At 72.6% G+C, this 24,888-nt stretch carries 25 protein-coding genes; 10 read left to right on the top strand and 15 right to left on the bottom strand.

The window, feature by feature from the left end; translation table 11 throughout:
• Positions 1-125: 125 nt before the first annotated feature.
• Positions 126-1,556 carry a D-alanyl-D-alanine carboxypeptidase family protein gene (locus CHF16_RS41745; protein ID WP_245869795.1) on the bottom strand — a complete coding sequence of 477 codons (1,431 nt, stop codon included), beginning with the start codon at positions 1,554-1,556 and terminating at the stop codon, positions 126-128.
• Positions 1,557-2,429: 873 nt separating this feature from the next.
• Here CHF16_RS41745 and CHF16_RS41740 point away from each other — a divergent pair.
• From CHF16_RS41740 to CHF16_RS38160, 4 genes are all read left to right on the top strand, one after another.
• Complete coding sequence (locus CHF16_RS41740; protein WP_143228321.1) at positions 2,430-2,999, top strand: hypothetical protein; 570 nt, start codon at positions 2,430-2,432, stop codon at positions 2,997-2,999.
• A 166-nt stretch (positions 3,000-3,165) separates the two neighbouring features.
• A complete protein-coding gene (locus CHF16_RS38170) occupies positions 3,166-3,747 on the top strand; it encodes an RNA polymerase sigma factor (protein WP_089331078.1) in 582 nt (193 codons plus the stop codon).
• Positions 3,748-3,749: 2 nt separating this feature from the next.
• Positions 3,750-4,751, top strand: a complete 1,002-nt coding sequence (locus CHF16_RS38165; protein WP_089331074.1) for an LCP family protein — start codon at positions 3,750-3,752, stop codon at positions 4,749-4,751.
• Positions 4,752-4,828: 77 nt separating this feature from the next.
• Positions 4,829-5,248, top strand: coding sequence for a CBS domain-containing protein (locus CHF16_RS38160; RefSeq protein ID WP_089331073.1), 420 nt, complete (start codon positions 4,829-4,831; stop codon positions 5,246-5,248).
• Between the two features lie 122 nt (positions 5,249-5,370).
• Here the strand turns inward: CHF16_RS38160 and CHF16_RS38155 are convergent, their stop codons facing one another.
• Both CHF16_RS38155 and CHF16_RS38150 read right to left on the bottom strand, forming a co-directional pair.
• A complete protein-coding gene (locus tag CHF16_RS38155; protein ID WP_143228319.1) occupies positions 5,371-6,126 on the bottom strand; it encodes a hypothetical protein in 756 nt (251 codons plus the stop codon).
• Between the two features lie 82 nt (positions 6,127-6,208).
• A complete protein-coding gene (locus CHF16_RS38150; RefSeq protein WP_089331071.1) occupies positions 6,209-7,489 on the bottom strand; it encodes an MFS transporter in 1,281 nt (426 codons plus the stop codon).
• A 113-nt stretch (positions 7,490-7,602) separates the two neighbouring features.
• Between CHF16_RS38150 and CHF16_RS38145 the strand changes: the two genes are divergently transcribed.
• Positions 7,603-9,012 carry an AlkA N-terminal domain-containing protein gene (locus tag CHF16_RS38145; RefSeq protein ID WP_089331077.1) on the top strand — a complete coding sequence of 470 codons (1,410 nt, stop codon included), beginning with the start codon at positions 7,603-7,605 and terminating at the stop codon, positions 9,010-9,012.
• A gap of 4 nt (positions 9,013-9,016) precedes the next feature.
• Here the strand turns inward: CHF16_RS38145 and CHF16_RS38140 are convergent, their stop codons facing one another.
• Positions 9,017-10,174, bottom strand: coding sequence for an aminotransferase class V-fold PLP-dependent enzyme (locus CHF16_RS38140; protein ID WP_089331070.1), 1,158 nt, complete (start codon positions 10,172-10,174; stop codon positions 9,017-9,019).
• A 131-nt stretch (positions 10,175-10,305) separates the two neighbouring features.
• Between CHF16_RS38140 and CHF16_RS38135 the strand changes: the two genes are divergently transcribed.
• Positions 10,306-12,180 carry an ABC transporter ATP-binding protein gene (locus tag CHF16_RS38135; protein WP_218827033.1) on the top strand — a complete coding sequence of 625 codons (1,875 nt, stop codon included), beginning with the start codon at positions 10,306-10,308 and terminating at the stop codon, positions 12,178-12,180.
• Between the two features lie 106 nt (positions 12,181-12,286).
• Positions 12,287-12,745 carry a VOC family protein gene (locus tag CHF16_RS38130; RefSeq protein ID WP_089331068.1) on the top strand — a complete coding sequence of 153 codons (459 nt, stop codon included), beginning with the start codon at positions 12,287-12,289 and terminating at the stop codon, positions 12,743-12,745.
• A 31-nt stretch (positions 12,746-12,776) separates the two neighbouring features.
• Here CHF16_RS38130 and CHF16_RS38125 read toward each other — a convergent pair whose 3' ends face one another.
• The 5 genes from CHF16_RS38125 to CHF16_RS38105 all read right to left on the bottom strand — a co-directional run bounded on the left by CHF16_RS38125 (position 12,777) and on the right by CHF16_RS38105 (position 15,789).
• Positions 12,777-13,211, bottom strand: a complete 435-nt coding sequence (locus CHF16_RS38125; RefSeq protein WP_245869794.1) for an SRPBCC family protein — start codon at positions 13,209-13,211, stop codon at positions 12,777-12,779.
• A gap of 50 nt (positions 13,212-13,261) precedes the next feature.
• On the bottom strand, positions 13,262-14,062 hold the full coding sequence (locus CHF16_RS38120; RefSeq protein WP_089331066.1) for an ABC transporter permease: 801 nt from the start codon (positions 14,060-14,062) through the stop codon (positions 13,262-13,264).
• A 121-nt stretch (positions 14,063-14,183) separates the two neighbouring features.
• Positions 14,184-15,128, bottom strand: a complete 945-nt coding sequence (locus CHF16_RS38115; RefSeq protein WP_245869793.1) for an ATP-binding cassette domain-containing protein — start codon at positions 15,126-15,128, stop codon at positions 14,184-14,186.
• The gene (locus CHF16_RS38110; RefSeq protein WP_089331064.1) at positions 15,125-15,436 is read right to left on the bottom strand and encodes an ArsR/SmtB family transcription factor; all 312 of its coding nucleotides are present in this window, start codon (positions 15,434-15,436) and stop codon (positions 15,125-15,127) included. Before CHF16_RS38110 ends, CHF16_RS38115 begins: the two co-directional genes overlap by 4 nt.
• Positions 15,433-15,789, bottom strand: coding sequence for a VOC family protein (locus tag CHF16_RS38105; RefSeq protein WP_089331063.1), 357 nt, complete (start codon positions 15,787-15,789; stop codon positions 15,433-15,435). The genes CHF16_RS38110 and CHF16_RS38105 overlap by 4 nt, the downstream gene beginning before the upstream one ends.
• A 143-nt stretch (positions 15,790-15,932) precedes the next feature.
• Here CHF16_RS38105 and CHF16_RS38100 point away from each other — a divergent pair, with 143 nt between their 5' ends.
• Entirely contained in the window at positions 15,933-16,853 is a 921-nt protein-coding gene (locus CHF16_RS38100; RefSeq protein WP_179271916.1) for an NADP-dependent oxidoreductase, read from the top strand.
• A gap of 14 nt (positions 16,854-16,867) precedes the next feature.
• On the opposite strand, the gene CHF16_RS38095 is transcribed toward CHF16_RS38100, so the two are convergent.
• The 3 genes from CHF16_RS38095 to CHF16_RS38085 all read right to left on the bottom strand — a co-directional run bounded on the left by CHF16_RS38095 (position 16,868) and on the right by CHF16_RS38085 (position 20,261).
• Positions 16,868-17,569: an SGNH/GDSL hydrolase family protein gene (locus CHF16_RS38095; protein WP_089331061.1), complete on the bottom strand. Its 702-nt coding sequence runs from the start codon at positions 17,567-17,569 to the stop codon at positions 16,868-16,870.
• A 71-nt stretch (positions 17,570-17,640) separates the two neighbouring features.
• Entirely contained in the window at positions 17,641-19,089 is a 1,449-nt protein-coding gene (locus CHF16_RS38090) for an MFS transporter (protein ID WP_218827032.1), read from the bottom strand.
• On the bottom strand, positions 19,086-20,261 hold the full coding sequence (locus tag CHF16_RS38085) for an acetyl-CoA C-acyltransferase (protein ID WP_089331060.1): 1,176 nt from the start codon (positions 20,259-20,261) through the stop codon (positions 19,086-19,088). Before CHF16_RS38085 ends, CHF16_RS38090 begins: the two co-directional genes overlap by 4 nt.
• Positions 20,262-20,354: 93 nt before the next feature.
• Here CHF16_RS38085 and CHF16_RS38080 point away from each other — a divergent pair, with 93 nt between their 5' ends.
• On the top strand, positions 20,355-20,798 hold the full coding sequence (locus tag CHF16_RS38080) for a winged helix-turn-helix transcriptional regulator (protein WP_089331059.1): 444 nt from the start codon (positions 20,355-20,357) through the stop codon (positions 20,796-20,798).
• A gap of 85 nt (positions 20,799-20,883) precedes the next feature.
• Here the strand turns inward: CHF16_RS38080 and CHF16_RS38075 are convergent, their stop codons facing one another.
• Positions 20,884-21,693 carry a hypothetical protein gene (locus CHF16_RS38075; protein WP_089331058.1) on the bottom strand — a complete coding sequence of 270 codons (810 nt, stop codon included), beginning with the start codon at positions 21,691-21,693 and terminating at the stop codon, positions 20,884-20,886.
• A 129-nt stretch (positions 21,694-21,822) separates the two neighbouring features.
• Positions 21,823-22,446 (bottom strand): TetR/AcrR family transcriptional regulator, encoded by a 624-nt coding sequence (locus CHF16_RS38070; RefSeq protein ID WP_089331057.1) that lies wholly within the window; start codon positions 22,444-22,446, stop codon positions 21,823-21,825.
• Positions 22,447-22,518: 72 nt separating this feature from the next.
• Between CHF16_RS38070 and CHF16_RS38065 the strand changes: the two genes are divergently transcribed.
• Complete coding sequence (locus CHF16_RS38065) at positions 22,519-22,944, top strand: hypothetical protein (RefSeq protein ID WP_089331056.1); 426 nt, start codon at positions 22,519-22,521, stop codon at positions 22,942-22,944.
• Positions 22,945-23,581: 637 nt separating this feature from the next.
• Here CHF16_RS38065 and CHF16_RS38060 read toward each other — a convergent pair.
• Positions 23,582-24,796, bottom strand: coding sequence for an HNH endonuclease signature motif containing protein (locus CHF16_RS38060; protein WP_218827031.1), 1,215 nt, complete (start codon positions 24,794-24,796; stop codon positions 23,582-23,584).
• Positions 24,797-24,888 lie beyond the last annotated feature (92 nt).

Raw genomic sequence — 24,888 nt, 5'->3', positions numbered from 1 at the left:
CAAAACCCACACCACCTACGACCAGACCACCGCATGGTCACACCACCACCACGACCTCGCCGCTTGACATTCAACCTCCAGGGATGTCTGACGCCTCCGGCGCGCGCTGCGCGCCGGAGGCTCGGCTACTTGAGCCTGATGAGGCGCTTCAGGTAGGACGGCTCGTCCAGCGTCCGGCCGAGCCGCAGCGGGACGGCGCCCGCACCGGTCGTCAGGGTGCCCGCCTGCTCGCCCGCGGCGGCCCGGTGCGGCGGCTCGCCCTCCACGCCGAGGTGCACGGTCAGCCCGGGCCAGCCGACCACCGTGACCGGCGCCGCGGCGCGCAGCGGCGTCGTCCCGCCGAGCCCGTCGTCGACCAGCGCGACCCGCGCGCCCCGCTGCGCCAGCGTCACCGCGGTCAGCGCGCTCTCGGCCGCGGCGACGAGCCGTGCCGCCGCGTTCACCGCGCCCGCCGCGCTCGGCGACCGCTGCCCCATCACCGCGCCGACGATCAGCGTCTCCACGCCCTGGACGGTCTTGCGCGCGGCGAACACGAAGTTCCCGCCCGCGGCGTCGGTGTAGCCGGTCTTGCCGCCGACGACGCCGTACTGCCCGAGCAGGAAGTTGCCGCCCTCCCGCGTCTGGCCCGCGCCGTCCGGCACGTACGCCCGGTTGTTCACGATCGTCGCGAACTCCGGCAGGTCCATCGCCGCCTTCAGCAGCTTGACCTGGTCGGCGGCCGTGCTCACGGTGCCGGAGTCGTAGCCGCTCGGATCGGTGTAGTGCGTGGCGGTCATGCCGAGCTGCGCCGCGGCGGCGTTCATCTTCGCCACGAACGCCTGCTCGTCTCCGGAGTCCCACCGGGCCAGCTCGTGCGCGACGTCGTTCGCCGAGATGATCAGCAGCGCCTCCAGCGCCTTGCGCTGCGTCAGCTTCTGGTACGCGGTGACGCCGAGCAGCGACTCCTCGCGCTTGCGGCGCATCGGGATCTGCGCCGCCGCCTCCGGCGACACCGTCAGCACCGGCCCCGGCTCGCCCGGCTTCAGCGGATGGTCGCGCAGGTACACGTACGCGGTCATCACCTTCGCGACGCTCGCCGTCGGCGTCGGCGCGGACCCGCCCGACACGCCCATCGAGCCGAGGCCGTCCACGTAGATCGCGGACTGCCCCGCCGAGGGCCACGGCAGCGTCGGCGCCTGCCCCGGGAACGCGTGGCTGGACGCGATCGCCAGATCGATCGCCGGCTCCGGCACCGGCCGGATGAGCTGCCCGGTGACGACCCCGGCGACCAGTACGACCGCCGCCACGAGGACGATGAGCCAGCGCCGGCCGCGCCGCTTCTCCTCGGGGGCCTCCTGCGCCGCCGGTGCCTGCGGTGCCCTCGGCGGGCTGCCGTCCCACGGCACGCTCCACTGCCCCGAGGACCGCGACGACGGATACTCCCCGGACTCCCGCACCTCCTGCACCGGCAGCCGCTCGGCCCGGGTGACCGAAGCCTCCCGCGCCCACTGCGGTGACTGACCCGGCGCACCGGGCCGCTCCCGCAGCCCGGCCCCGCCGTGCGGCGACCGCCTCACGTCGCCGGGCGCCTCCGCGGCCCACTCCCCGGACGCCCGCGACTCGTCCCACGAGGGCAGCCGCTCTACTCGTGTCGCGTTCGCGTCACTCTGAGGCGGCCACGCTCCGCCCTCACGCGGAGGGGCCTCGTCCCGTCGCTCAATGGGAGCCGGACGTCCTGCGCCTTGCCCGTGCCACGCCTCAACCTGCGCTCCGCCGGGCGTCGGCCGCGCGGGCGGCGCCTCGCTCCGTCCTGGACGCCCTTCACCTTGCGGCCGGCCCGGTCGCTCCTGCGGCGGTCGCGCCTCCGTCCGTGGCGGGCGCGTCCCTTCCTGGGGGCGGTGTTGTGCGCGCTGTGGTGTGTTCGCTCCAGGTTGGGTCGGCCCTGCCGGCGGCGGCGCACCGTGGGTTGGGCGCGCATACCCGCCGGACGCGCGCGGGTCGCCTTGGGGACGTGCCGGTCGCTCTTGCGGTGCGCGCTGGTCGCCTTGGGGCGGACGCGGCCCTCCTTGCGGGCGCTGCGGTGCGCGCTGCGGTGCGTTCGCTCCTGGTTGCGTCGGCCGTGCCGACGGCGGCTCGCCGTGAGTCGGGCGCGCGTGCGCACCGGACGCGCGCGTGTCGCGTTGGGGGCGTGCCGGTCGCTCCTGTGGTGAGCGCGGGTCGCCTTGCGGCGGTCGTGCCTCGCCCGGTGAGCGGTGTTGCCGGGTGTCCGCTTCGGCTTGGGGACGCGCCGGACGGCGCCGGTCGGCCGGGATCGGCTGCGTATCGGACTGGCTCGCATCCTCCTGGGACGGACGCGCTTCGCTCTGGGTGGCGGCACGGTCGTCGTCTTGCGGCGCTGCCGCCTCACCTCGGCCGGGCGATTCCTCGTCCGGAGCGGGAGGTGTCTCAGCGTGAGGGGTGCGTGGTTCGGCCTGCTGCTTGGAGCGGTGCTTCCCGGCAGGCGGTTCCCCGTCGGCCTCTTCTTGCGGGTCTTCTTGCGGTTCGGACGACTCTTCCTCGGCCGACTCAGCCTCGTCTGTAGCCGCTTCGCCCGTGTCTTCCGAGGCGTCTTCCGAGGCGTCCTCCGCAGGTTCTTCCGCGGGTTCTTCGGCGGCGGGCGGCTCGTCTTCCTCGTCGTCGGCGGAAGGGCCGTCCTCGTCCTGCTCGGGGGACGTGAACTGGACGTACCACACGGGCGGCTTCTCCTCGGGGCGGGAGAGCGCGATCTCCGGGCGGGTCGGGTCGACCTTCGCGGGGGCGGGGAACTCGGCCGTGGCGGTGCGGGACGGGTCCTGCTCGTCTTCGGTGCCGGACGCGTCCGGTTCCCGCTCGGCGTCGTCGTGCACGTCCCGGCCCTCCTCGACTCGAACCCCAAGCAGGCAGGCGGAGCCGTCCCCCCGACAACGCCGCGCACAGTGAAGGACGCGAAGTTTACCGGGAAGGTTCGCGGAGGTTCTCGGTCTAAGCGGCCGTGTCCGTGATCCCGGACGGCCCGTCCGTGATCCCGGACGGCCCGTCCGTGATCCCGGACGGCCCGTCCGTGAACCCGGACGGCTCGACCGTGAACCCGGATGGGGCGTCGCGGAGATACATCTCCGACAACGTCTCCGCACGGGAAGGACCGGTGCGCATGCCATGGTGGTGGCGATGACCGTACCCCCGACGGCTCGGGACAGCGACGCGTCCCTCATCGAGGGTTCGCTCGCCGATCCCGAGGCGTTCGCCGCGCTGTTCGACCGGTATTCCGCGATGCTGTACCGGTACGTCTCGCGCAGGCTGGGGCCCGAGGCCGCGGAGGACGTCGTCGGCGAGACGTTCCTCGTCGCGTTCAGCAAGCGGCAGCGCTACGACCTGGCGCAGCAGGACGCGCGCCCGTGGCTGTTCGGCATCGCGACGAAGCTGGTGGCGCGGCACCACCGGGCGGAGGCCACGCGCTACCGGGCGCTGCGGCGCAGCCCCGTGGACGGCCCGGTCGAGGGGCCCGCGGAGCGGGTCGCGGCGGGGGTGACGGCGTCGGCGTCGCGGCCCGCGCTGGCGGCGGCGCTGTCCGGGCTGGCCCGGCGGGACCGGGACGTCCTGCTGCTGGTGGCGTGGGGCGACCTGTCCTACGAGGAGGTGGCGCGGGCGCTCGGCATCCCGGTCGGGACGGTCCGCTCCCGGCTCAACCGCGCCCGGCGCAAGGTGCGCGCCGCGCTGGGCGACACCGACCCGACGCGTGCGGAGGCGTGAGCATGGACGACCTGGACCTGATCCGCGACCTCGGCCGTGACCTGGAGCACGAGCCGCCCGCCTCGCTGGCCCGGCAGCGGAACCGGCTGCTGGACGCGGCCAAGCGGCGGCGGCGCGGCCCCGGCCGGTGGACGCTGCTCGGCATCGTCGCGGCCGTCACGGCGGCGGCGATCCTCGTCCCGGCGGTGGTGTTCCGCGCGCGCGACGCGAAGCCGGTGGCGCTGAACTCGATCGCGCCGGGGCAGGCGTTCAACGTGCTGCTCCTCGGCATGGACGGGCGGCAGGCCGCGCACCAGCGGTCGGACACGATGATGCTGGTGCACGTCCCGGCCGACCGGAAGCGCGTCCGCGCGGTGAGCGTCCCGCGCGACCTGCTCGTGCGGATCCCCGAGTGCAGGTCCGCCGGCGGGGCGGTCTTCCGCGCGCACCGAGGGCTGATCAACTCCGCGTTCACGGCGGGCGGGACGGACTGCGCGGCGCGGACGCTGGAATCGGTGGCGAACGTCCGCATCGACCGGACGGTGCTGGTCGACTTCACCGGGTTCGCCGAGATCGTGGACGCGCTCGGCGGCGTCGAGATGACGGTGCCCGCGCCCATCTCCGACGCGAAGGCCGGGCTGAGGCTGCCCGCGGGCAAGAACCGGCTGGACGGGCGGAAGGCCCTCGCCTACGTGCGGGTGCGGCACGGCATCGCGGACGGCTCCGATCTGGCGCGCATCGAGCGGCAGCACCGGTTCCTGGAGGCGCTGGTGCGGGAGGTGCGTGAGCGGGCGACCGGGAACCCGGTGCGGCTGGCGCGGTTCCTCACGGCCGCCGCCGGTGCGGTCGAGGCGGCACCGGGGCTGAAGCCGGGGGAGCTGCGGCTGCTGGCCGAGAGCTTCCTCAAGGGCGGCTCGATCACGTTCGACACGGTTCCGGTGCGTCCCGCCCGGCAGGATCCGAGCCGGGTGGAGTGGGACCGGGCGGGGGCCGACCGCATGCTCGCCCCCTTCCGGACGTCATGAGTGATCCCGTTTCTGCCGGGTACGTCCGGGTCATCCCCGGGCCCCCAGGAACGAATCACGAGGTCAAGGAGTGATCGATGGCCACGAAGGTCCGCGAAATCATGACGGGCTCGCCGACGTCGGTGTCCCCGGAGCTCGACATCGTCACGGTGGCACGGGCGATGCGCGACGAGGACATCGGCGCGGTCCTGGTCGCGGAGGGCGACGACCTGCAGGGCGTGGTCACCGACCGCGACCTGGTCATCCGCGGCCTGGCCGCCGGCGGCGACCCGTCCCAGGCGAAGATCGGCGGCATCGCCAGCCGGGTGACGGCGACCATCGGCCCCGACGACTCGCTGGACAAGGCCGCGCAGATCATGCGGGAGCGGTCGGTGCGCCGCCTCCCCGTCATGGAGGACGGCCGTCCCGTGGGCATCGTGTCCATCGGCGACCTGGCCATCGAGAACGACTCCCGCTCGGCCCTCGCGGACATCAGCGCCGCCCGCGCCAACTCGTGAGCGGCACCGGGTCGTGAGCGGGACCATGTGACCCGGTTCGGATCGACCAGTGGGCGTGCCCGGAGGCCGCAACCGGTGCCCATCCTCCGGCCTTGGGCGCGCCCACTCCTCTGCCGGGCGCCTTACTGCGGACGCGTGAGCCGGATGTAGCCGTAGGGGTTGAAGAACGGGTCGTCCTCGTCGTAGCGGTCGCAGTCGCGGGTGTGCATCAGCCGGCGCGGGGCGTCCTCGGCCAGGCGGAAGCCGGCACCGTCCTCGATCTCCTGCGCGCGGGGGTCGGTCAGCAGGTAGATGGCCAGCGCGTTCAGATGCGTGACCAGTTCGGGGACGTCGTCGGCCGCCAGCTGGTCCCCGTCGACCTCGATCTCGACGTCGGGCGCCCCGAGCAGGTGCATGCCGCAGCTGTAGAGGACCTCGCCGTCGTAGATCGGACGCTTCACCCAGGCGTCGATGAGCACACCGGCGAGTTCCTCGTCCTTGGCCTCGGCGGCCTGCTCGGCCAGTGCGAGCCAGCGGTCCCTGCCGTGCGCGCCCCCGCTACTCTCGTTCTTCACCGCGACGGCGCCGGCACGCAGCAGCGCGGCCGTCGCCTCCAGCAGGCGCCGCGACGTGTCGGCCGCGAGCCCCCGCATCATCGGCGCGGAGAGCAGGTAGCCCACGGTGTCGTGGGACTCCACCGCGTGCCGGTCCGCCTCCGTGAACGGTTCTCCCGCCATGGCCGCCTCGAACGCCTCGGACATCCGGGGATCGGGCTCGTCCTCGGAGTACTCGCGGTCGAGGACGAACCCGCCGAACTCGCCGGCGATCCGTTCCATCTCCGCCGGCCCGAACCCGGAGCCGAGCACGCACAGGATGTGGCGAGGGATCACTTCACTCATTCCGGAACACTAGTGCCTGCCCCCCGTTCCCAGGGCAGGACGGACGAACCCGGGAGCCATGCCGCGAAAGCGGGCAGGGACCTCATGCCGGCTCGGGCAGCACGGCGCCGCCGGTCCGGTCGGGACGGTCGAGACGCCGGGCCGCCGCGAGCAGGACGGCGCCGGGGACGGCCGCGACCAACGTCATGGTCGCGGCGGCCGGGACGAGCAGCCCGTCGTCCAGCAGCGGCGTCGCGCAGACGGCTCCCAGGGGCGGTGTCGCCTGCATCAGCGTCCGGAGGACGGCGAAGCCCCGGCCGCGCAGCGGTGCGGGGATCCGGTCCATGCGCAGCGACTGGGCCCAGACCGTCATCGGCGCGCTGAACAGGCCGATCGCCAGGAATCCGGCGGCGACCGGAAGGGTGTGCGGCGCGAGCGCCACCGCCAGGAATCCGGTGGCGGCCACCAGTTGCACCAGGGCGATGGCGGCGACCGGCCGCGTCCGCGGCCCCCTGGCGCCCGCCGCGGCCGCGCCGAGCAGTTCGCCCGCCGCCAGGGCCGCCAGCAGCAGACCCAGGGCCTGCGGCCCGCCGGGGAGCTGGTGCTTGGCCAACCAAGGCCCCACGACGAGCAGCATGCCCTCCGCCACGTTGAAGGCCATGAACGCCAGCGTGGTGAGCACCAGGACACGGTCCCGGAACAGCGCGGCCACACGGGCTTCGGCCGGAGGCGGCGCAGGCGACGGGGCCTTGGAAGGGGCCGGGTATCCCCGCAGCGGACGGCGGACGCCCAGCGCCGTCGCGGCGAAGACCACGTAGGACGCGGCGTCCAGGGCGAGGACGCCTTCGGCTCCGATCACGCCGATCAGGGCGCCGCCCAGGGCGGGGCCGATCATTCCGGCGACGCTGAAGCTCACCGATTCCAGCGCGTTGGCCGCGTCCCGCCGCTCCGCGGGCACCAGGTCCGGGATCGCCGCCGGGAAGCCCGCCAGCGGCACCATCTTGAACAGCCCGTACACCGCGGCGACGAGGAACGGCGCGGCCGCGGGCACCTCGCCCACGGTCGCCGCGATCGGAATGGACGCCACGGCGGCGCCGCGCACCACGCTGTCGGCCGCCAGGACATGGCGCTTGTCGAACCGGTCCAGGACAGGCCCCGCCAGCAGCCCGCCCGCGAACACCGGGAGGGTGTAGCAGACGGCCAGCAGGCCCAGGCGCCGCGTCCCGTCCGGCTGGGACAGCACGAGCCAGCTGAGCGCGACGAAGGTCATCCCGTCCCCGGCCAGCGACAGGGACGAGCCGAACCACAGCAGGCGGAAGTCGCGGACGGCCAGCGTGCGCCGGTAGGCGCCCAGCCGGTCGCGGGGGAGGTCGTGAGCGGGCATGCGCGCCAGCCTGGCCGGGGGCCGCGCCGCGACGCTGGCGGGTATCGGACGTCGACGTCCGATGCCGGATGGCGGCCCGTCCCGCGGGGCGGCCGGCGGGCAGACTGGCGGGGATGATCGACGAGGACGCCGTCCACGAGGCGATGCGGAGCCGGGACCCGCGGTTCGACGGGTGGGTCTACGTCGCCGTGACCACGACCGGGATCTACTGCCGGCCGAGCTGCCCCGCCGTCATGCCGGCCAGGCGCAGCGTGCGGCTGTTCCGCAGCGCGGCGGCGGCGCAGGTCAACGGCTTCCGGGCGTGCAGGAGGTGCCGTCCGGACGCCGCTCCCGGGTCGCCCGAGTGGAACGTGCGCGGCGACCTCGCGGCCCGCGCGATGCGGCTGATCGCCGACGGGCTCGTCGACCGGGCGGGCGTCGCGGGCCTGGCCTCCCGGCTGGGGTACAGCGAGCGGCAGCTGCACCGCCTGCTGGTCGCGGAGGTCGGCGCAGGGCCGCGCGCGCTCGCCAGGGCGCAGCGGGCGCAGACCGCGCGCACGCTGCTGGAGTCGACCGGCCTGCCGGTCAGCGACGTCGCCTTCGCCGCGGGCTTCACCAGCATCCGGCAGTTCAACGACACCGTCCGGCAGCTCTACGGCACCACGCCCACCGGGCTGCGGCGGGCGGGCACGCCGGACGGCTCCGCGGGCGCGATCGCGCTGCGGCTGTCCTACCGGCCGCCGATGGACGTGGCGGCCCTCCTGCGTCACCTCGGCGCCCGCGCCATCCCGGGTGTGGAGGAGTACGCCGATGGCGTCTACCGCAGGTCGCTGTGCCTGCCGCACGGCACGGGCGTCGTCTCGCTCCGGCACGTCCCGGAGGCCGACCATGTGGCCTGCGAATTGCGGCTCGATGATTTGCGCGACCTGACCGCCGCCGTGCGGCGCTGCCGCAGGATGCTCGACCTGGACGCGGACCAGCGGGCCATAGACGCCTTCCTGGGCGCGGACCCGGTGCTGGGGCCACTGGTCGCCGCCCGTCCCGGTCTACGCGTCCCCGGTCTGGCCGATCCGGGTGAGGTGGCCGTCCGGACGGTCCTGTCGCGCCGTTCAACCGCCGGCCGAGCCCGCGCCCGCCTCGCCGAGCTGGTCGCCGCCCACGGCCGCCGCCTGCCCGCCCCGGTCGGGCAGGTCACGCACACCTTCCCCGACATGGCGACGCTGGCCGCCGCGGGGTCCGCGTCGCCTCCGCACCGGCGCCCCACCTTGCTGGCCCTCGCCGAAGCGCTCGCGCGGGAAGAGATCGTGCTCGACGCCGGTACCGACCCCGAGCACGTCGCCAAGCAACTGCTCGACCTGCCGGGCATGGGACGGCTCGACGTTGCGCACATCAGGATGAGGGCGCTCGGCGACGCGGACGTCCTCATCTCGGACGTCCGCATACGCCGCGCCCTCTATCGCCTCCGAGCGGAACCCGGCTCGTGGCGTCCCTGGCGCTCCTATGCCACCCAGCACCTCTGGGCCTGGGAGGCCGCCCGCGCCTGACGTGTCAGGGGAGGGCGGACAGCAGCAGGTCCAGTTCCTCCTCGGTGTTGTAGTAGTGCACGGAGGCCCGCACGGCCGCGGGACGGGCGTTCGGGTCGTATCCGTGCGACGCGGGGTGGGTGACGTTGATGTTGACGCCGCGCGCCCTTGCGGCGTCCTTGATGGCGGCGGGCTCGTGGCCGCCCACGCTGAACGTGACCAGCCCGGACGGCCGCGCCCCCTTGTCGTGGACGGTGATGCCGGGGCGGGCGGCCAGTTCCTCGCGGAGCCGGGCGGCGAGTGCGGTCACGCGGGCCTCGATCTCCGCCGGCCCCACCCGGGACGCGTAGTCGGCGGCGACGCCCAGGCCGATCTGCCCGGCGACGTAGCGCTCCCACGTCTCGAAGCGCCGGGCGTCGTCGCGCAACTCGTAGCCGTCCGGGGCCTTCCACTCGGCGGCGAGCAGGTCGAGGAACGGCGGGACGAGCGTCCGGACGATCCCGCGCCGCACGTACAGGAAGCCGGTGCCGCGCGGGCCGCGCAGGTACTTGCGGCCGGTCGCCGACAGCATGTCGCAGCCGATCTCCTCCACGTCGACCGCGAGCTGGCCGACCGACTGGCACGCGTCCAGGAGGTAGAGGACGCCGTGCTCCCGGCACAGCCGCCCCACCTCCGCCACCGGGTTGACGAGCCCGTTGTGCGTGGGGATGTGGTTCAGCGACACCAGGCGGACGTCGCCCTTGGCGAGTTCGGCCTCCAGCGCGTCCAGCGACAGGGTGCCGTCGGCCTCGTCGGGGACGACGTCCACCCGCGCGCCCTTGGCCGCCGCCACCTGCTGGTAGGCGATCGCGTTGCTGGAGTACTCGGAGGTCGTCGTCAGGATGCGGTCGCCCTCCGCGAAGGGGATCGAGTAGAACACCATGTCCCAGGCCCGGGTGGCGTTCTCCACGTAGGCGATCTCTTCTGCGCGCGCGCCGAGGAGCCCTGCCACGGCGTCGTAGAAGTGCTGCACGCGATCCGCGTTCTGCTCGGCGGCCTCGTACCCGCCGATCTCCGCCTCCAGCGCGAAATGTTCGTTGACGGCCTCGATGACCGGGCTGGGGGGCAGTGCCGCGCCCGCGTTGTTCAGATGAGCCACCTTCGCGCAACCGGGGGTGTCGTCGCGGAGACTCTCGATGTCCACGTGGTGCAGGTCCCTCCGTGAAATGTCGTACCCCCGCGCGATGCTGGCCGCGGGCGCCGACTTGACCTCAACCTTTGTTGAGGTCACATGCTTGCCGTTCCAGGCTAACGACCCGAGGGGGACCCGTGGACATGGAGGTCACGGCGTGGATGTCGCTGCACCACGCCATGAACGCACAGGACGGCAGGCCCTTCTCCAGGGCGACCCTGCGCCGCATCGGCCGGTTCGCCCGCCCGCACCGGCGGCCGCTCGCCGCCTTCCTCTTCCTCAGCGTGGTGATGGCGGTCATCGCGGTCGCGACGCCCGTCCTCGCCGGCTGGGTCGTCAACGCGATCGTCGACCGCGCGGCGACGTCCACCGTCGTCGCGCTGGCCGTGGTCATCGCCGTCCTCGCCGTCGCCGAGGGCGGCCTCGGGCTCGCCAACCGGTGGCTGTCGGCCCGCATCGGCGAGGGGCTGATCCTCGACCTGCGCACCGCCGTGTTCGACCACGTCCAGCGGATGCCCGTCGCGTTCTTCACCCGCACCCGCACCGGCGCCCTGGTCAGCCGCCTCAACAACGACGTGATCGGCGCCCAGCGCGCCTTCAGCGACACCCTCTCCGGCGTCGTCAGCAACCTGGTCACGGTGCTGCTGACGTTCGCCGTGATGGTCCGGATCTCCTGGCAGATCACCCTGCTCGCGCTGGTGCTGCTGCCCGTCTTCGTCCTCCCGGCGCGGCGCATGGGCACCCGCCTGGCGCGGCTCGAACGCGAGGCCGCCGCGCACGACGCCGCGATGAGCACGCAGATGACCGAGCGCTTCTCCGCCCCCGGCGCGACCCTGGTGAAACTGTTCGGACGCCCCGACCGCGAGTCCGCCGAGTTCGCCGCCCGCGCGCGCCGCGTCCGCGACATCGGCGTCCGCACCGCGATGGTGCAGCACGTCTTCATCACCGCGCTCACCATGGTGTCGGCCCTGGCGCTCGCCCTCGTCTACGGCCTCGGCGGCTTCCTGTCGCTGCGCGGCCACCTCGACGCCGGCGCCGTCGTCGCGCTCGCGCTCCTGCTCACCCGCCTGTACGCGCCGCTGACCGCCCTCGCCAGCTCCCGCGTCGAGGTGATGAGCGCCCTCGTCAGCTTCGAGCGGGTCTTCGAGATCCTCGACCTCAAGCCGCTCGTCGCGGAGAAGCCCGAACCCCGCACCGTCCCGGACGGCCCGGTCGCCGTCGAGTTCGACGATGTCCGGTTCGGCTACCCGTCCGCCGACAAGGTGTCGCTCGCGTCCCTCGAAGAGGTCGCCACCCTCGACACCCGCGGCGGCGTCGAGGTGCTGCACGGCATCTCCTTCCGCGCCGAACCCGGGCAGACGGTCGCGCTGGTCGGCTCGTCCGGCGCGGGCAAGTCGACGATCGCGCAGCTCCTGCCGCGCCTCTACGACGTCGACTCCGGCGCCGTCCGGCTCGGCGGCGTGGACGTCCGCGACCTGTCGTTCGAGGCCATCCGCGCGACCCTCGGCATGGTCACGCAGGACGGCCACCTGTTCCACGAGTCGATCCGCGAGAACCTCCTCCTGGCCCGGCCCGAGGCCACCGAGGACGAGCTGTGGGACGTGCTGCGCCGCGCCCGCCTCGACACGCTCATCGCGGGCCTGCCGGACGGCCTCGACACCATCGTCGGCGAGCGCGGCTACCGCCTCTCCGGCGGCGAGCGCCAGCGCCTCACCATCGCCCGGCTCCTGCTGGCCCGCCAGCGGGTCGTGATCCTGGACGAGGCCACCGCCCACCTCGACTCGACCTCCGAGGCCGCCGTCCAGGAGGCCCTCACCGAGGCCCTCGACGGCCGCACCGCCGTCGTCATCGCCCACCGGCTGAGCACGATCCGCGCCGCCGACCAGATCCTGGTCATCGAGGCCGGCCGCATCGTCGAACGCGGCACCCACGAGGACCTCCTCGCCGCGGGCGGCCGCTACGCCGACCTCTACAACACCCAGTTCGCAAACGACCCGCCCCTGGAGACCGTCGGCTGACCCCGTCACCGTCCCCTCATCACCCTCTTGCGGGGTCTGGACGCGGCCCTCCGGGTATTGGGAGACCACCGAAGAGCCGGATGAGCTGGATGAACGGGAGGCAGACATGGCGGATCGGGACCGGTTGCCCGCGCCCGCGGAGGGGCTGGTGGTGACGCACTTCCTCACCGTCCGCGACGTGGCGCGCTCGCGCGCGTTCTACGCGGACGTCCTCGGCGGCGAGGTCGTCCTGGCGGAGAACCCCGCCATCGTGAAGGTCGCGAACACCTGGATCATCATGAACCCCGGCGGTGGACCCACTCCAGACAAGCCCGACATCACACTGAGACCGCCCGAGTTGGACGACCCGGTCACGTCGTTCATGAACGTGCGCGTCGCCGACATCGCCGCGTTCTACAACTACGCCAAGGAGCGGGGCGCCCGGTTCCTGACCGAGCCGATCGACCGCAAGGCCGAGATCCGCTGCTACATGCGCGACCCGGACGACTACCTGATCGAGGTCGGCCAGGCCACCGGCATGCTGCACGGCGTCTACGCCGACCCGCCCGCCGTCCCCGAGGACTGACCGGGGCGGGCCGGCGGGCGGCGGGATGGCGTCAGCCGATCTCGGCGAGGACCTTCTGCAGGGCGCGGAGGATGCCGGAGCGCCAGCCGCTGCCCATGCCGCGGAAGGCGAAGGCGTTGACGGGGTCGTCCAGATCGAAGCCCGCGTGCTCGATGAACAGCCGGGTGCCGTGGCCTTCGGGGACGAGCCGCCACGTCACCGTGGTGTCGAGGCCGCCGCCGTTCCAGCTGATGCGCAGCAGCCGCTCGTCCTCGATCTCCAGGACCCGGCAGGCGATCGTGCCGTCGAATCCGATGGCGGGGATCGGGGTGGTGGCGAAGGTGAAGCGGTGCCCGACGACGGGTTCGAAGTCGTTCGGCATCATCCAGCGGGCCAGCAGGTCCCGCTCGGTGAGCGCCCGCCACACCTTGCGCGGCGGATGCGGCAGGAACTCGTCCACCTCGATCGACGCCCGCTCACCGCTCACGCCGTCCACCTTACGGCGCGACCCGGCGGTGCGCCGGTGCCCCGGCGGCGTCATGTCCGGCGGACGCGGGCGACGGCGACGACGCCCGAGACCACGATGATCCCGGTCGTCCAGGCCAGCGAGCGCGTCACGTAGTAGGCGGCGCCGTGGCCGAGCAGCGCGGCGGCCGCGTCGCCCTGCGTGAGCACCCGGACCGCGTCGATCATGACCGTGACCGGCTGGTTCCCGGCGAAGCCCCGCAGCCATCCCGGCATGGACTCCACCGGGACATAGGCGCTGGACACGAAACTCAGCGGCAGTGCCAGGAACCCCCAACCCTGCGCCGCCTGCGGGTCCGCGCTGAGCAGCCCGAGCGCCACGAACACCCACACGAACGCGAACCCGAACAGGACGCACAACCCGAACCCGGCCAGCGCGGACGCCCAGCCCGCGTGGACGCGGAAGCCGACCGCGAAGGCCAGCGCGGCGCTCACCGCGAGGATCAGCGCGACGCGGACGGTGTCCGCCGCGACCTGGCCGGCGATGACGGCGGTCCGCGGCATCGGCAGCGACTTCAGCCGGTCGAGGTAGCCGGACGCGGCGTCCTCGGCGACCGCGACCGCGGCGCTCATGCCCGCGAACAGCCCGCTCACGGTCAGCAGCCCCGGAATCATGTAGTCGACGTAGTCGACGCCTCCCGTGCCGATCGCCCCGCCGAACACGTACCGGAAGATCAGCAGGAACGCGACGCTCTGCACGAGCCCCATCACGATGATCTGCGGAGTCCGGAACGTCCGCCGCATCCCGCGCCGGGCGACGACCCAACTCGCCACCCCGACACCGGCCCCGCCAGGGGCCTGCATTACCGCCATGCCGCCTCACTTCTCCTCACTCTGACCCTGGTCGCACTTGCCGAGGCCAGTCCCGCCGCCCGTGACCTGAAGCCTGTCCCGTCGACTTGGGCTCGCTTCGTCTGTCCGAGCCCCGCCTCGCTCATGTGGGCACTTCCTCTGGGGCGGCCGTCAGGGAGAGGAAGACCTCGTCAAGGGTGGGGCGGCGGAGGGTCATGTCCGCTATCTGGATCTGGTGGTCGGCCAGGGCCCGGACGGCTCGGGTGAGGTCGTCGGGGCCGTTCCCGGCGGTCGCGGTGACGAGGAGGGTGCGCGGGTCGGTGCGGACGGTGCCGAGGGCGTCCAGTGCCCGGGCGGCGGGGGCCAGGGCGGCGTGATCGTGGACGTGGACCTCGATCAGGTCGCCGCCCGTGCGGGCCTTCAGCTCGCCGGGCGTTCCCTCGGCGACGACGCGGCCGCGGTCGATGATCGCTATGCGGTCGGCGAGGCGGTCGGCCTCGTCCAGGTACTGGGTGGTCAGCAGGACGTTCGTGCCGTCGGCCACCAGGTCCCCGATGGCGTCCCACAGCTCGATGCGGCTGCGGGGGTCGAGCCCGGTGGTGGGCTCGTCCAGCAGCAGGAGGCGGGGCGCGCCGACGAGGCTCACGCCGAGATCGAGGCGGCGGCGCATCCCGCCCGAGTAGGTGCGGACGAGCCGGTCGGCGACCTCGCCGAGCGAGAGCCGTTCGAGCACGCCGGACGCGCCGGCACGGGCGTCCCGGCGGCTCCGCCCGAAGAGGCGGGCGATCATCTCCAGGTTCTCCCGTCCCGTCAGCGCGCCCTCGACGGCGGCGTGCTGCCCGGCCAGGCCGATGGCCCGGCGGACCCGGTCGGGGTCGCGGGCGGCGTCGGTCCCGTCCACGAGCAGCGTGCCGCCGTCGGGACGGACGAGCGTCGCGACGCAGCGCACGAAGGTGGTCTTCCCGGCGCCGTTCGGCCCGAGCAGGGCCGTCACCCGGCCGGGGGGCACGGCGAGGTCGAGACCGGCGAGGGCCTCCACGTCGCCGAACCGCTTGACCAGCCTGGCGGCCTCGACGATCGGCGTCACAGGTCCTCCTCGTCCAGCAGTTCGCGCAGGTTGGAGAGCTTCTCGCGCCAGAACCGCTCGTACGGGCTCAGCCATTCGGACAGCTCGCGCAGCGGCCCCGGCTCCAGCCGGTAGATGCGGCGGCGGCCGTCCCGCTGCTCGGTGACGAGCCCGGCGTCCCGCAGCACCTTGAGGTGCTCGGAGACGCTCGGCCGGCTCATCGTGAAGTGCGCGGCGAGGTCGCCGACCGGGCGCGGGCCGTCCAGCAGGAGCGCGGTCAGCTCCCGCCGGACGGGACTGGCCAGCGCCGTGAACACGTCGGCGGTCACCGCTCGGCCAGGACGAGGCCGTTGCCGTCGGGGTCGGTGATCAGGGCCTGCCGCCCCCAGGGGAGGTCCTGCGGGCCGTCGACGTCCACGCCCGCCTCGCGCAGCGCCGCGCAGTCGCCGTCGAGGTCGGCCGTCTCCAGGATCAGCCCCTGCATGCTCCCGGGCGCGGCAGGGGTGTGGTTGGCCAGGACGACGCTCGTCTGCGCGCCCTTGGGCGCGAGCTGCAACCAGCGGACCGGGCCGTTCTGCTGGTCCGCGACGACGTCGAAGCCGAGCTTGCCGGCGTAGAAGTCCTTGGCCGCGTCCTGGTCGGAGACGGGGACGGTCAGCAGGCGCACATGTGTGATGGTCATGCGGGCGACGATAGGTAGGGAGTTTCCTACATGTCAAGCGTAGGAGATCTCCTACGCGTTAGCATTGGTGGCCGACCCCCGGGGGCGGGCGGGGCGACGGGTTAGACGGGTTTAGTGGACGGGTGCGGTGGCAGGCTGGAGGGATGCGTGCCGTCACCTATGACTCGTTTGCGTCCGACAACTCCCGGCTGAAGACCGGCGACGTGCCGGATCCCAAGGTCGGCCCCGGCCAGGTGCTGATCGAGGTTCGCGCGGCCGGGGTCAACCCCGTCGACTGGAAGGTCATGGCCGGGGGACTCGACGGGATGATGGACGCGGTCTTCCCGGTCATCCCCGGCTGGGACGTCGCCGGGGTCGTCCGCGGGCTCGGCCCCGACACGCCGGAGTTCGCGCCCGGCGACGAGGTCATGGCCTACGCCCGCAAGGACGTCATCAAAGCAGGGACGTTCGCGCAGTACGTCGCGGTCGCGGCGGATCACGTCGCGCGCAAGCCCGCGGCGCTGGACTGGAACCAGGCGGGCGGCCTGCCGCTCGCCGGGATGACCGCGCAGCGCTCCCTGGACCGGCTGGCGGTCGGCGAGGACGACGTCCTGCTCATCCACGCGGCGTCCGGCGGCGTCGGGGGCCTCGCGGTGCAGATCGCCCGCGACCGCGGCACCCGCGTGATCGGCACGGCGTCCGAGAAGAACCACGACTACCTGCGGGGACTCGGCGCGGAACCGGTCTCCTACGGGGACGGGCTGGTGGAGCGCGTCCGCGAGCTGGCGCCCGGCGGGGTGACCGCCGTCGCCGACTTCGTGGGCGGTCAACTGGACGCCACCCTCGCCGTGCTGGCCCCGGGTGGCCGGCACGTGTCGATCGCCGACAACACCGTGGCCGAGCACGGCGGGCACTGGATCTGGGTCCGCCCGAACGGCGCGAAGCTCGCCGAACTGGCCGTCCTCGCCGATCGCGGCGCGCTCGGCGTCGAGGTCGCGGGCACGTTCCCGCTGGAGGAGACGGGCGCCGCGTTCGACGCCAGCCGCAGCGGACACACGCGCGGCAAGCTCGTCATCACCCCCTGACGCCGCGCCCGCAGTCACGGGTCGGCGCGCTCGGCATCACTCCGGTGATTGCCCAGGACACTGCCGAGGGCCTCGATCATCAGGCTCGCGATGATCGCCTGCCCGACGGTGGCGAAGTGGATCCGATCCTCGCTGACCAGGTTGGGGCGGTCGTTCAGCGGATGGTCCCAGCAGTCGGCGACGACGGCGCCGTGTTCCGCCGCCAGCTTGCGGGTGAGCTCGTTCAGCCGGGCGACGCGGTCGCTGAAGTCGGGGAACGCCGGGATGACGAACGCGCGCCCGAAGGTGAAGACGGTCAGCTGGGCGCCGGTGCCGACGCCCCATTCGTACATCGCGCGGAGGTCGTCCTCGATCCGGGCCCAGTCCGGCTTGCGGCGGATGATGTCGTTCGCGCCGCTGTTGAGGTGGAGCAGGTCCGGGCCGAAGTCCTCGATGCGCTCTGCCTGCTCCTGGAGCGCCTGTGCCGTGGTCACGCCGATCTTGGCGGTGTTGACGCAGGCGAGATCGGGCTGGACGAGCCGCAGTACGCGCTCGACGCGCGGCTGCCATCCGAGGTCGTCGTAGCCCGGTGTGGCATCGCCGACGCCGAGAGAGAGGCTGTCCCCGAAGGCCGCGAAGCGTCGCCACGGGGCACCGGCGAGGAGCTTCGCGCCCTCGGCGGGCGGGAGGACGTGGGGGTCGGTGGCTTCGGTCCAGATCAGTTGCGGTGTCGTCATCGATGCCTCACTGTTCCTGCTGGTCATCGGGCGGGCTGGTCATCGGGCGGGCTGCTCGTCGGGCATGCCGGTCATCGGGCGGGCTGGCCGTCGGGCACGGCCGGTTCGGTGCGCCGGCGGATGAGGAGCGCGGCCGCGGCGCTGATGAGCACGAGCGCGGTGACGTAGACCCAGCCGTTCTCGAAGGCGCCGCGAGTGTGCACGGTGGTCTGGCTGCCGAGGATCGCCACGAGCCCCGCGACTCCGAGGGCGTAGCCGGTCTGGCGGGCGGTGTTGACGACCGCGCTGCCCGTGGCGGCCTGTGCCGGCGCGAGGTCGGCGGTGGCGGTGCCGATGAGGGTGGGCATCGCGATGCCGATCCCGATGCCGATGACGATCCAGCCGGGGAGGATGTCGGTCGCGTAGCGAGTCGCGCCCTGGGTGGCCAGGAGCAGCGAGCCGATGGCGAACACCGCGAGCCCGGCCGCGATGATGAACGTCGGCGGCACGTTCTTGCCCCAGCGCTGGGTGATGGCCGCGAAGAGCGGCACGGCCAGCGGACCGGGCAGGATCGCCAGCCCGGCCTCCAGCGGGCTGTAGTCGGCCGCCGTCTCCAGCCACAGCGAGACGCCGAGGAAGACGGCACTGAAAGCGCCGGTGAAGAGCAGGGTCGTGAAGAGCAGGGTCGTGATGTTGGCGATGGTGAAGCTGGGCACGCGGAACAGCCGCGGGGACATGACCGGCACCGGATGCGTACGGACGCGGTAGAGCAGCACCGCCATCGCCAGCACGGTGACGACACCGGCCAGGAGCGTCCGCGCCGAGCCCCAGCCCCAGTCCTCGGCCTTGACCAGGCCCAGCGACAGGGCGCCCACCGCGGCGGCGATGGCCAGCGAGCCGAGCGGGTCGGGGATCCGCGTCCGCACGGCCGGTGGACGCTTCGGGAGGATGCGCGCGGCCATCACGAACGCGACCAGGCCGATCGGAAGGTTGATCAGGAACGCCCACCGCCAGGAACTCTGGGCCAGCAGCCCGCCGATGACCGGGCCGGCCGCACCGGCGAAGGAGGAACTGGTGGCCCAGATCTTCACGGCGCCCGCACGGCGTGCCTCGGGAAGGACGCTCAGGATCAGTCCGAGGCTGGCCGGGGTCAGCACCGCCGCGCCGACGGCCTGGGCGACCCGGGAGGCGATCAGGAAGCCCAGCGTGGGCGCGACAGCGCAGCCGACGCTCGCGATCGTGAACAGTCCGAGGCCGAAGAGGAATCCCTGCTTGCGGCCGTACCTGTCCGAGAGGCTCCCGGCCGGGATCAGGCAGGCCGCGTAGACGATGGTGTAGGCGTTGAGGGTCCAGCTCAGCCCGGCCAGCGAGGAACCGGAGTAGGTCTCGCCGATCGACTCGAGCGCGACGTTCACGACGAACAGGTCCAGCATCGTCATGAACGCCGCCGTGCACAGCAGGACGATGGTCCTGGTGGCCGCGTGCTCGGGGACCTCGGCCTCCGAGAGCGTGCTGTCCGGTGCGGGGGTGCGGGTGTTCACCGGCGGTCCAGCCTTTCGATGATGGTGGCGTTGGCGAGCCCGCCGGCCTCGCACATGACCTGCAGTCCGTAGCGTCCGCCGGTCTGCTCGAGGTTGTTCAGCAGCGTGGTCGTCAAGCGCGCCCCGGAGGCGCCGAGGGGATGGCCGATGGCGATCGCGCCGCCGTTGACGTTGACCTTGGCCAGGTCGGCCCCGGTCTCGCGCTGCCAGGCGAGGACGACCGAGGCGAAGGCCTCGTTGACCTCGAAGACGTCGATGTCGTCGATGCTCAGCCCGGCTCGCGCCAGCACCTTCGCGGTGGCGGGGATGATGCCGGTGAGCATGAGCACGGGGTCGTCGCCGACCACCGCCACGGAGTGCACGCGAGCGCGCGGGGCCAGGCCGAGCCGGGCAGCGGCTTCTTCGCTCGCCACGAGCACCGCGGCGGCACCGTCGTTGACCGGTGAGCTGTTGCCCGCCGTGACCCGCCAGTCCAGATGCGGGTACCGCCGGGCCCAGTGCTCGTCCCGGAAGGCGAGCCGCAGGCCCGCGAGGACGTCGACCGTGGTCGCGGGCCGGACGGTCTCGTCGGCGGCCAGGGCGTTGACGCGGGCGACCTGGGCGTCGAAGAGCCCGTCGTTCCAGGCGCGGGCGGCACGAGCGTGGCTTTCGGCGGCGTACTCGTCCAGCTCCCGGCGCGAGAGCCCCCACTTGTCGGCGATCAGCTCTGCGCTGATCCCCTGGGGGATCAGGCCGCCGTCGTAGCGGGCGGCGACCCTGCTCCCGGCGAAGTCCTCGCCCTGGAACTGCGAGCCGATGGGGATCCGGCTCATCGACTCCACGCCCGAGGCGATCGCGACGTCGTACGCCCCGGCCATGACCCCCTGCGCGGCGAAGTGCAGCGCCTGCTGGCTCGAACCGCACTGCCGGTCCACCGTGACCGCCGGGACGGACTCGGGGAAGCCGGCACCGAGGGCCGCCCAGCGGGCGGTGTTCCCCGACTGCTCGCCGATCTGGCCGACCGCGCCGCTGATCACGTCGTCCACGACCGCGGGATCGATGCCGGTCCGCTCGACCAGCGAGGCCAGGACCCCGGCATGGAGGTCGACCGGATGGATGTCGGCGTAGGCGCCACCCGGCTTGCCCTTGGCCAAGGGCGTCCGGACGGCATCGATGATCACGGCGGCGGGCATGGCACCCTCCAGAGGGTCAGTTGGTGAATCAAACTGATGGCAGTGTGCAGCAGTCAGTTTGGAATCACAACTCACGGGGGTGAGAATGTGAGCATGCCGACAGCACCCGCGGAGAGGACACCCAGGGACTGCACGATCGCCGACGCCCTCGAGGTGGTCGGAGACCGCTGGAGCCTGCTTGTGGTGCGCGAGCTCTTCTACGCCCAGGGACGGTTCACCGAGATCGCCCGCAACACCGGCGCGCCCCGCGACATCCTCACCACCAGACTGAAGAAGCTGCTCGAACACGGCGTGATCGACCGCGAGCTGTACAGCCGGCGGCCGCCCCGCTACGAGTACCGCCTCACCGACATGGGCCGCGCCCTCTCACCGGTGCTGCTGACCCTGAAGCGATGGGGCCACGAGTACGTCAGGGGAGGCGAGGACCCCGTCCGGTTCGACCACACCTGCGGACACGAGTTCGTCGCCGAGGTGCACTGCACGGCATGCGGCAATGCACTGGAGCCCGGCCAGTTGACCCTCGAACCCAAGCAGTAGGCAGCCCCGAGTGGCGGGCGGCCGCGGCTCCGCCGGACCCGCGGCTCCGCCGGACCCGCGGCGTCTAGACCACCCGCCGCGTCAGTTAGACCACCCGTCGCGTCAGTCCGGCTCGTTCGGCCTTGCTTCGGCGCTCAGCTCCCGCCCGCTGCCGCGCGTTGTCGTGGACAGCCCAGCTCTCCGGCTGAGCGAACATCAGCTCGCCCGTGCCGGGGACGAGGAGCACACCGCCGAAGACGTCGTCACCGGCGAACCAGACCCCGCGGTCGATCTCCTTCGGCCACCGGCCGGAGTAGAGCGGTTCGCGCGCCGACATGCGCGGGGAATCGCCGGTGCCCAGCGTCAGGGACCGCCGCCCCTGGTCCCGCAGCGTCGACTTCTGCACCGGAGCCCGCAACTCGAAGTCGTACACCTTCAGCACACGGGCGCATCTCCGCACCCAGCCGATCTGAGGCAGCCAGAACCGCGTGCCGAGCGAGAACGTCATGAGGCCGACCGCGACGAACGGACCGAGGTACCGGAGGCCCACCACGAGCGGCAGGACGGTCATCGCGACGCCGGGCACCACGATGAGCAGCAGATAGCGTCCGAACAGGACTCTGTAGTGGTACTTCACCGGACCTCGCCGGTCGGTGCCGTCCGCGGCGAACCGCACGGCGCCGCCGAACGGGCGGTGAAGCAACAGGTGCACGGCGAGCAGAACCACGGTGACGAGCCCGAGCATCCCGGGGATCGCGAACCAGAAGAAGGTGTCGCTCAGGATCGTGAGGACGAGCCCGTAGGACACGGCGAAACCGATGCCGAGCAGCGCCCCCCGCCGCAGCGGACCACGTCCTCCGCCGGCCGTCCCGCGATCGTCATCCGTCCGGTCGGCCGCGACCGAAGGCTCCGCCATCCCGCCCTTTCGTGATGTCCCGCTGCAACGCACAAGGCCTGCCGCCATAGGGCACCACCGACATCGACCACACGTCAACCCGGTGGGCGGCGTCCGGCGCCACCACAACGGACGTCCTCACACGCCGCGTCAGGAAGGGCCGGCGCCGCGATCGGCAGGGAGCAGTCCAGTGGCGAGCGCCCGAGCGGAGTCGACGAAGAACTGCTCGTCCGCGCCGGGCGCGAGGCCGAGCATGACACCTTGGTTGAGGCCGACGAACAACGCCCGCAGTGCCGTCACCAGGCGCTCGGCCTGGCTGGACGTCACGGCGCCTCCGTTGTGCGGCCTCCCGGTGAACACCGCGACCAGCTGCTCCTCCTGAGGCCGGATGGACGAGGCGAGCTGGGCCCCCAGGTCTCGGTCGTGCAAGGCCATGTCCAGCAGCGTCACTTGCAGCGACAGGACGGACAGCGCGTCCGGCGAATCGAAGCTGCGCCGGTAGTACCGGGCGAAGCTCTCGACGGCGCCGAGCAGGTCCACCCCGGCCGGGACCGCCTGCTCGATCTCCTCGTAGTGCGGCCGCAGATAGTCGGTGACGAGAGCGAGCACCAGGCCGTTCTTGCTGCCGAACAGGGAGTAGACGGCGCCGGTCGTCAGCCCGGCCCGCTCGGCGATCTCGTCGAGCTTGGCCCGGTAGCCGTCCCGGGCGACGACCTCGTACGCGGCGTCCAGCAGGGCCCGGCGGTTGCGCTCCTTGGCCTCCGCTCTCGTCATTCGCATAATCTCATTATTACGATAATTTGATTACGAGACCAGTCCTGGACGACGAGCCTCGGGAGGACATCCATGCCGCAGACCACGGCGCCGCCGGACGAACGCCAGAGGATCGGGATCATCGCCGACAGCGCGGTCAAGATGCTCCTGGCCGCCGCTTTCCTCGTCGGCGCGGCCCCGCTCGGCCGCCTGTTCGGCGTACCGACCTGGCTCATGGCAGCCGCGGGCGCGGCCCTGCTGATCTGCGGCGGGATCGAGGTCAAGCACCTGCGCACCCGCCCGGCGCGTACCTATGTCCGCCTCATGGTCGGCTACGACGCCGGCTGGGTGCTGGCGACGCTCGCCGCCCTCCCGCCACTGTGGGGGAGCAGCGACGCCGGGGGTGAGGTCTGGCTCGGCTATCAGACGGTCGCTCCCCTGGCCTTCGCCACCCTGCTCCTGACGGCCGCACCACCCCAGACGTCCTCCAAGCCCGGCGTAGCGGATCCCACTCACTGACGGACCCGGGCTGAGCCGGGCTGTCAGGGGGGCGGCCGCGATCACCGGCCATGGCGTGTTCGGCGTTCGGCGTTCGGCGTTCGTCGTTCGGTGTTCGTCGTCGGGTGTTCGGTGTCGAGTGTTGGGTGTTGGGGGAATTGTGGTGGGGGCGGCGCTGCGTACGGGGCCGCCCCTCCAAAGTCAAGGGCGCCTTCGGCGTCGCTTCGCGATGGGACTTCGTCCCACCCTTGACTTTGGAGCCTCTGCGGCCCCTGAGTGCAGCTTTCGTCGGGCAGGCTCCGCCTGCCCTCTGCCCGACGCGCCGCCCCCACCCCATACAGGAACCACATCCCCATCACTCGAACGTGCTGGCAAGCCCCCCGGCTCGCTCTTGCCCGGTCTTGGTCGGTCCTGGTTGGGGGCGGACCCGCTCGATCTCCCGAGTTGGTTGGAGCGGTGGCGATGGGCCTCTGGCGGGGTGGTGCTGCCGGGGTGAGGGGATGGTTGCTCGGCTGGAGTTGGTGCCTTGGCCAGGTGTGGTTTGCCGAGCGGGCGCCGTTGGCTCTGGGGGGCAAGGCGGTAGGTGGGCGGGAGGGTGTGGGCAGGCGGGCCCGGCCCGCGCCGCTGGGGCGGCCGGGCTCGGGCGGTGGTCTGTTGGTCAGGCGGCTTGGGACCAGGTGGGTGGTGGGCGCCCGGGTTCGGAATCTCCGCCTGCCTGGAGTGTTCGGGTGCCGGGCGGGTGGAGGCGGTAGGTGTACCGGCCGTCCTGCGCCTTGGTGATGTGGAGTCGGTTGGGGTGGGTGTGTTTGTAGCGGTTGTGCCAGCCGCAGCACAGGGCGAGTTTGTCGATGTCGGTGGGGCTGTTGCCGAGGGCCCAGCCGTGGACGTGGTCGACCTCGCACAGCGTCCCGGGCACTTCGCACCCTTGCACCGCGCATGTCGAGTACAGGGCCTCGAGCACTTGCCGTTGCGGCACGGTGGCGAACCTGACCCGGTGCCCCAGGTACAGCGGCGTGTTCCCCTGACCGAGCAGCAGCGGTGACACCCCGGCGCTCAGAGCGATGCGTCGGGCTTGGGCTGCGGGGATGGGGGTGCCGTTGGTGAGGCGTGCGGGGGTGGTGCCGCCGGTGAGGGTGTCCAGGTCGCAGATGACGGTGACCTTGGTGGCCGTGTGCCCACCCGACAACACGCCGGTGAGCGCGGCCGCGGTGCGTTCGGACAGGTCGCGGTGGTCGTCAGCCCCGGCGGGCTTGGCCAGCGGCCCCAGGGCGCCGTCCCAGATCGCGGCGTCTTCGGCGTTCAGCCAGCCCTTGATGTAGCGGCCACCGTCCAGCGACCGGGTCGAGTCGATCCAGGACCGCTCGTATCCCCGCTTCACGTCCTCGGGGGCTTGCTCACGCCCGTCGCGTTCGGCGATGACGTCGCGGATCCGCTTACCGAACGAGGCGACCTTCCCCGCGGAGAAGCCCTTGTCGACCATGTCCAGCAGGATGTCCTCAGCGGCCGGGCAGTCGTTATCGTCCAGGCGGGCGGTGGCCTCGGCGATCGTCGCGGCGTACCCGGTCGAAAGGTCACCGGCGGTCCACCGCTCGGTGACCTCCGTCAGGCGGTGCCGCTGCCGCGCCAGGGTCAGCCGTTCCTTGGCGCGGGTTTCGCGCATGCCCATGCGGGACCGCAGCCAGGAGCGGGTGGAGGGAAATCCCCACCGCTGCACCTCTCGGGCCCCGTCCACCACGCCGACGAGTCCGGCCAGTGCGGCCTCTTGTAGATCGTTGGCGGTGGCGAGTTCTTCGGCGAGTTCCAGGCAGGTGGCTGGGGAGTCGGGGGTGGTGCGGGAGGCGAGTGCTGCGGCGATCGCCGATACCGCGTGCACCAATTCCATGGTGCAATGCCGTTAAATTAAGCTGCTGGGCAGATCAATCGGATCGTGGCCGGCGAGTCGTGGGTGATGTTCTCGTCCGTCTC

This window comes from Actinomadura meyerae, from assembly GCF_900188445.1.
Lineage (GTDB): Bacteria > Actinomycetota > Actinomycetes > Streptosporangiales > Streptosporangiaceae > Spirillospora > Spirillospora meyerae.
Note: the sequence above shows the minus strand (reverse complement) of the source record. Positions and strands in the feature narration are given on the sequence as shown.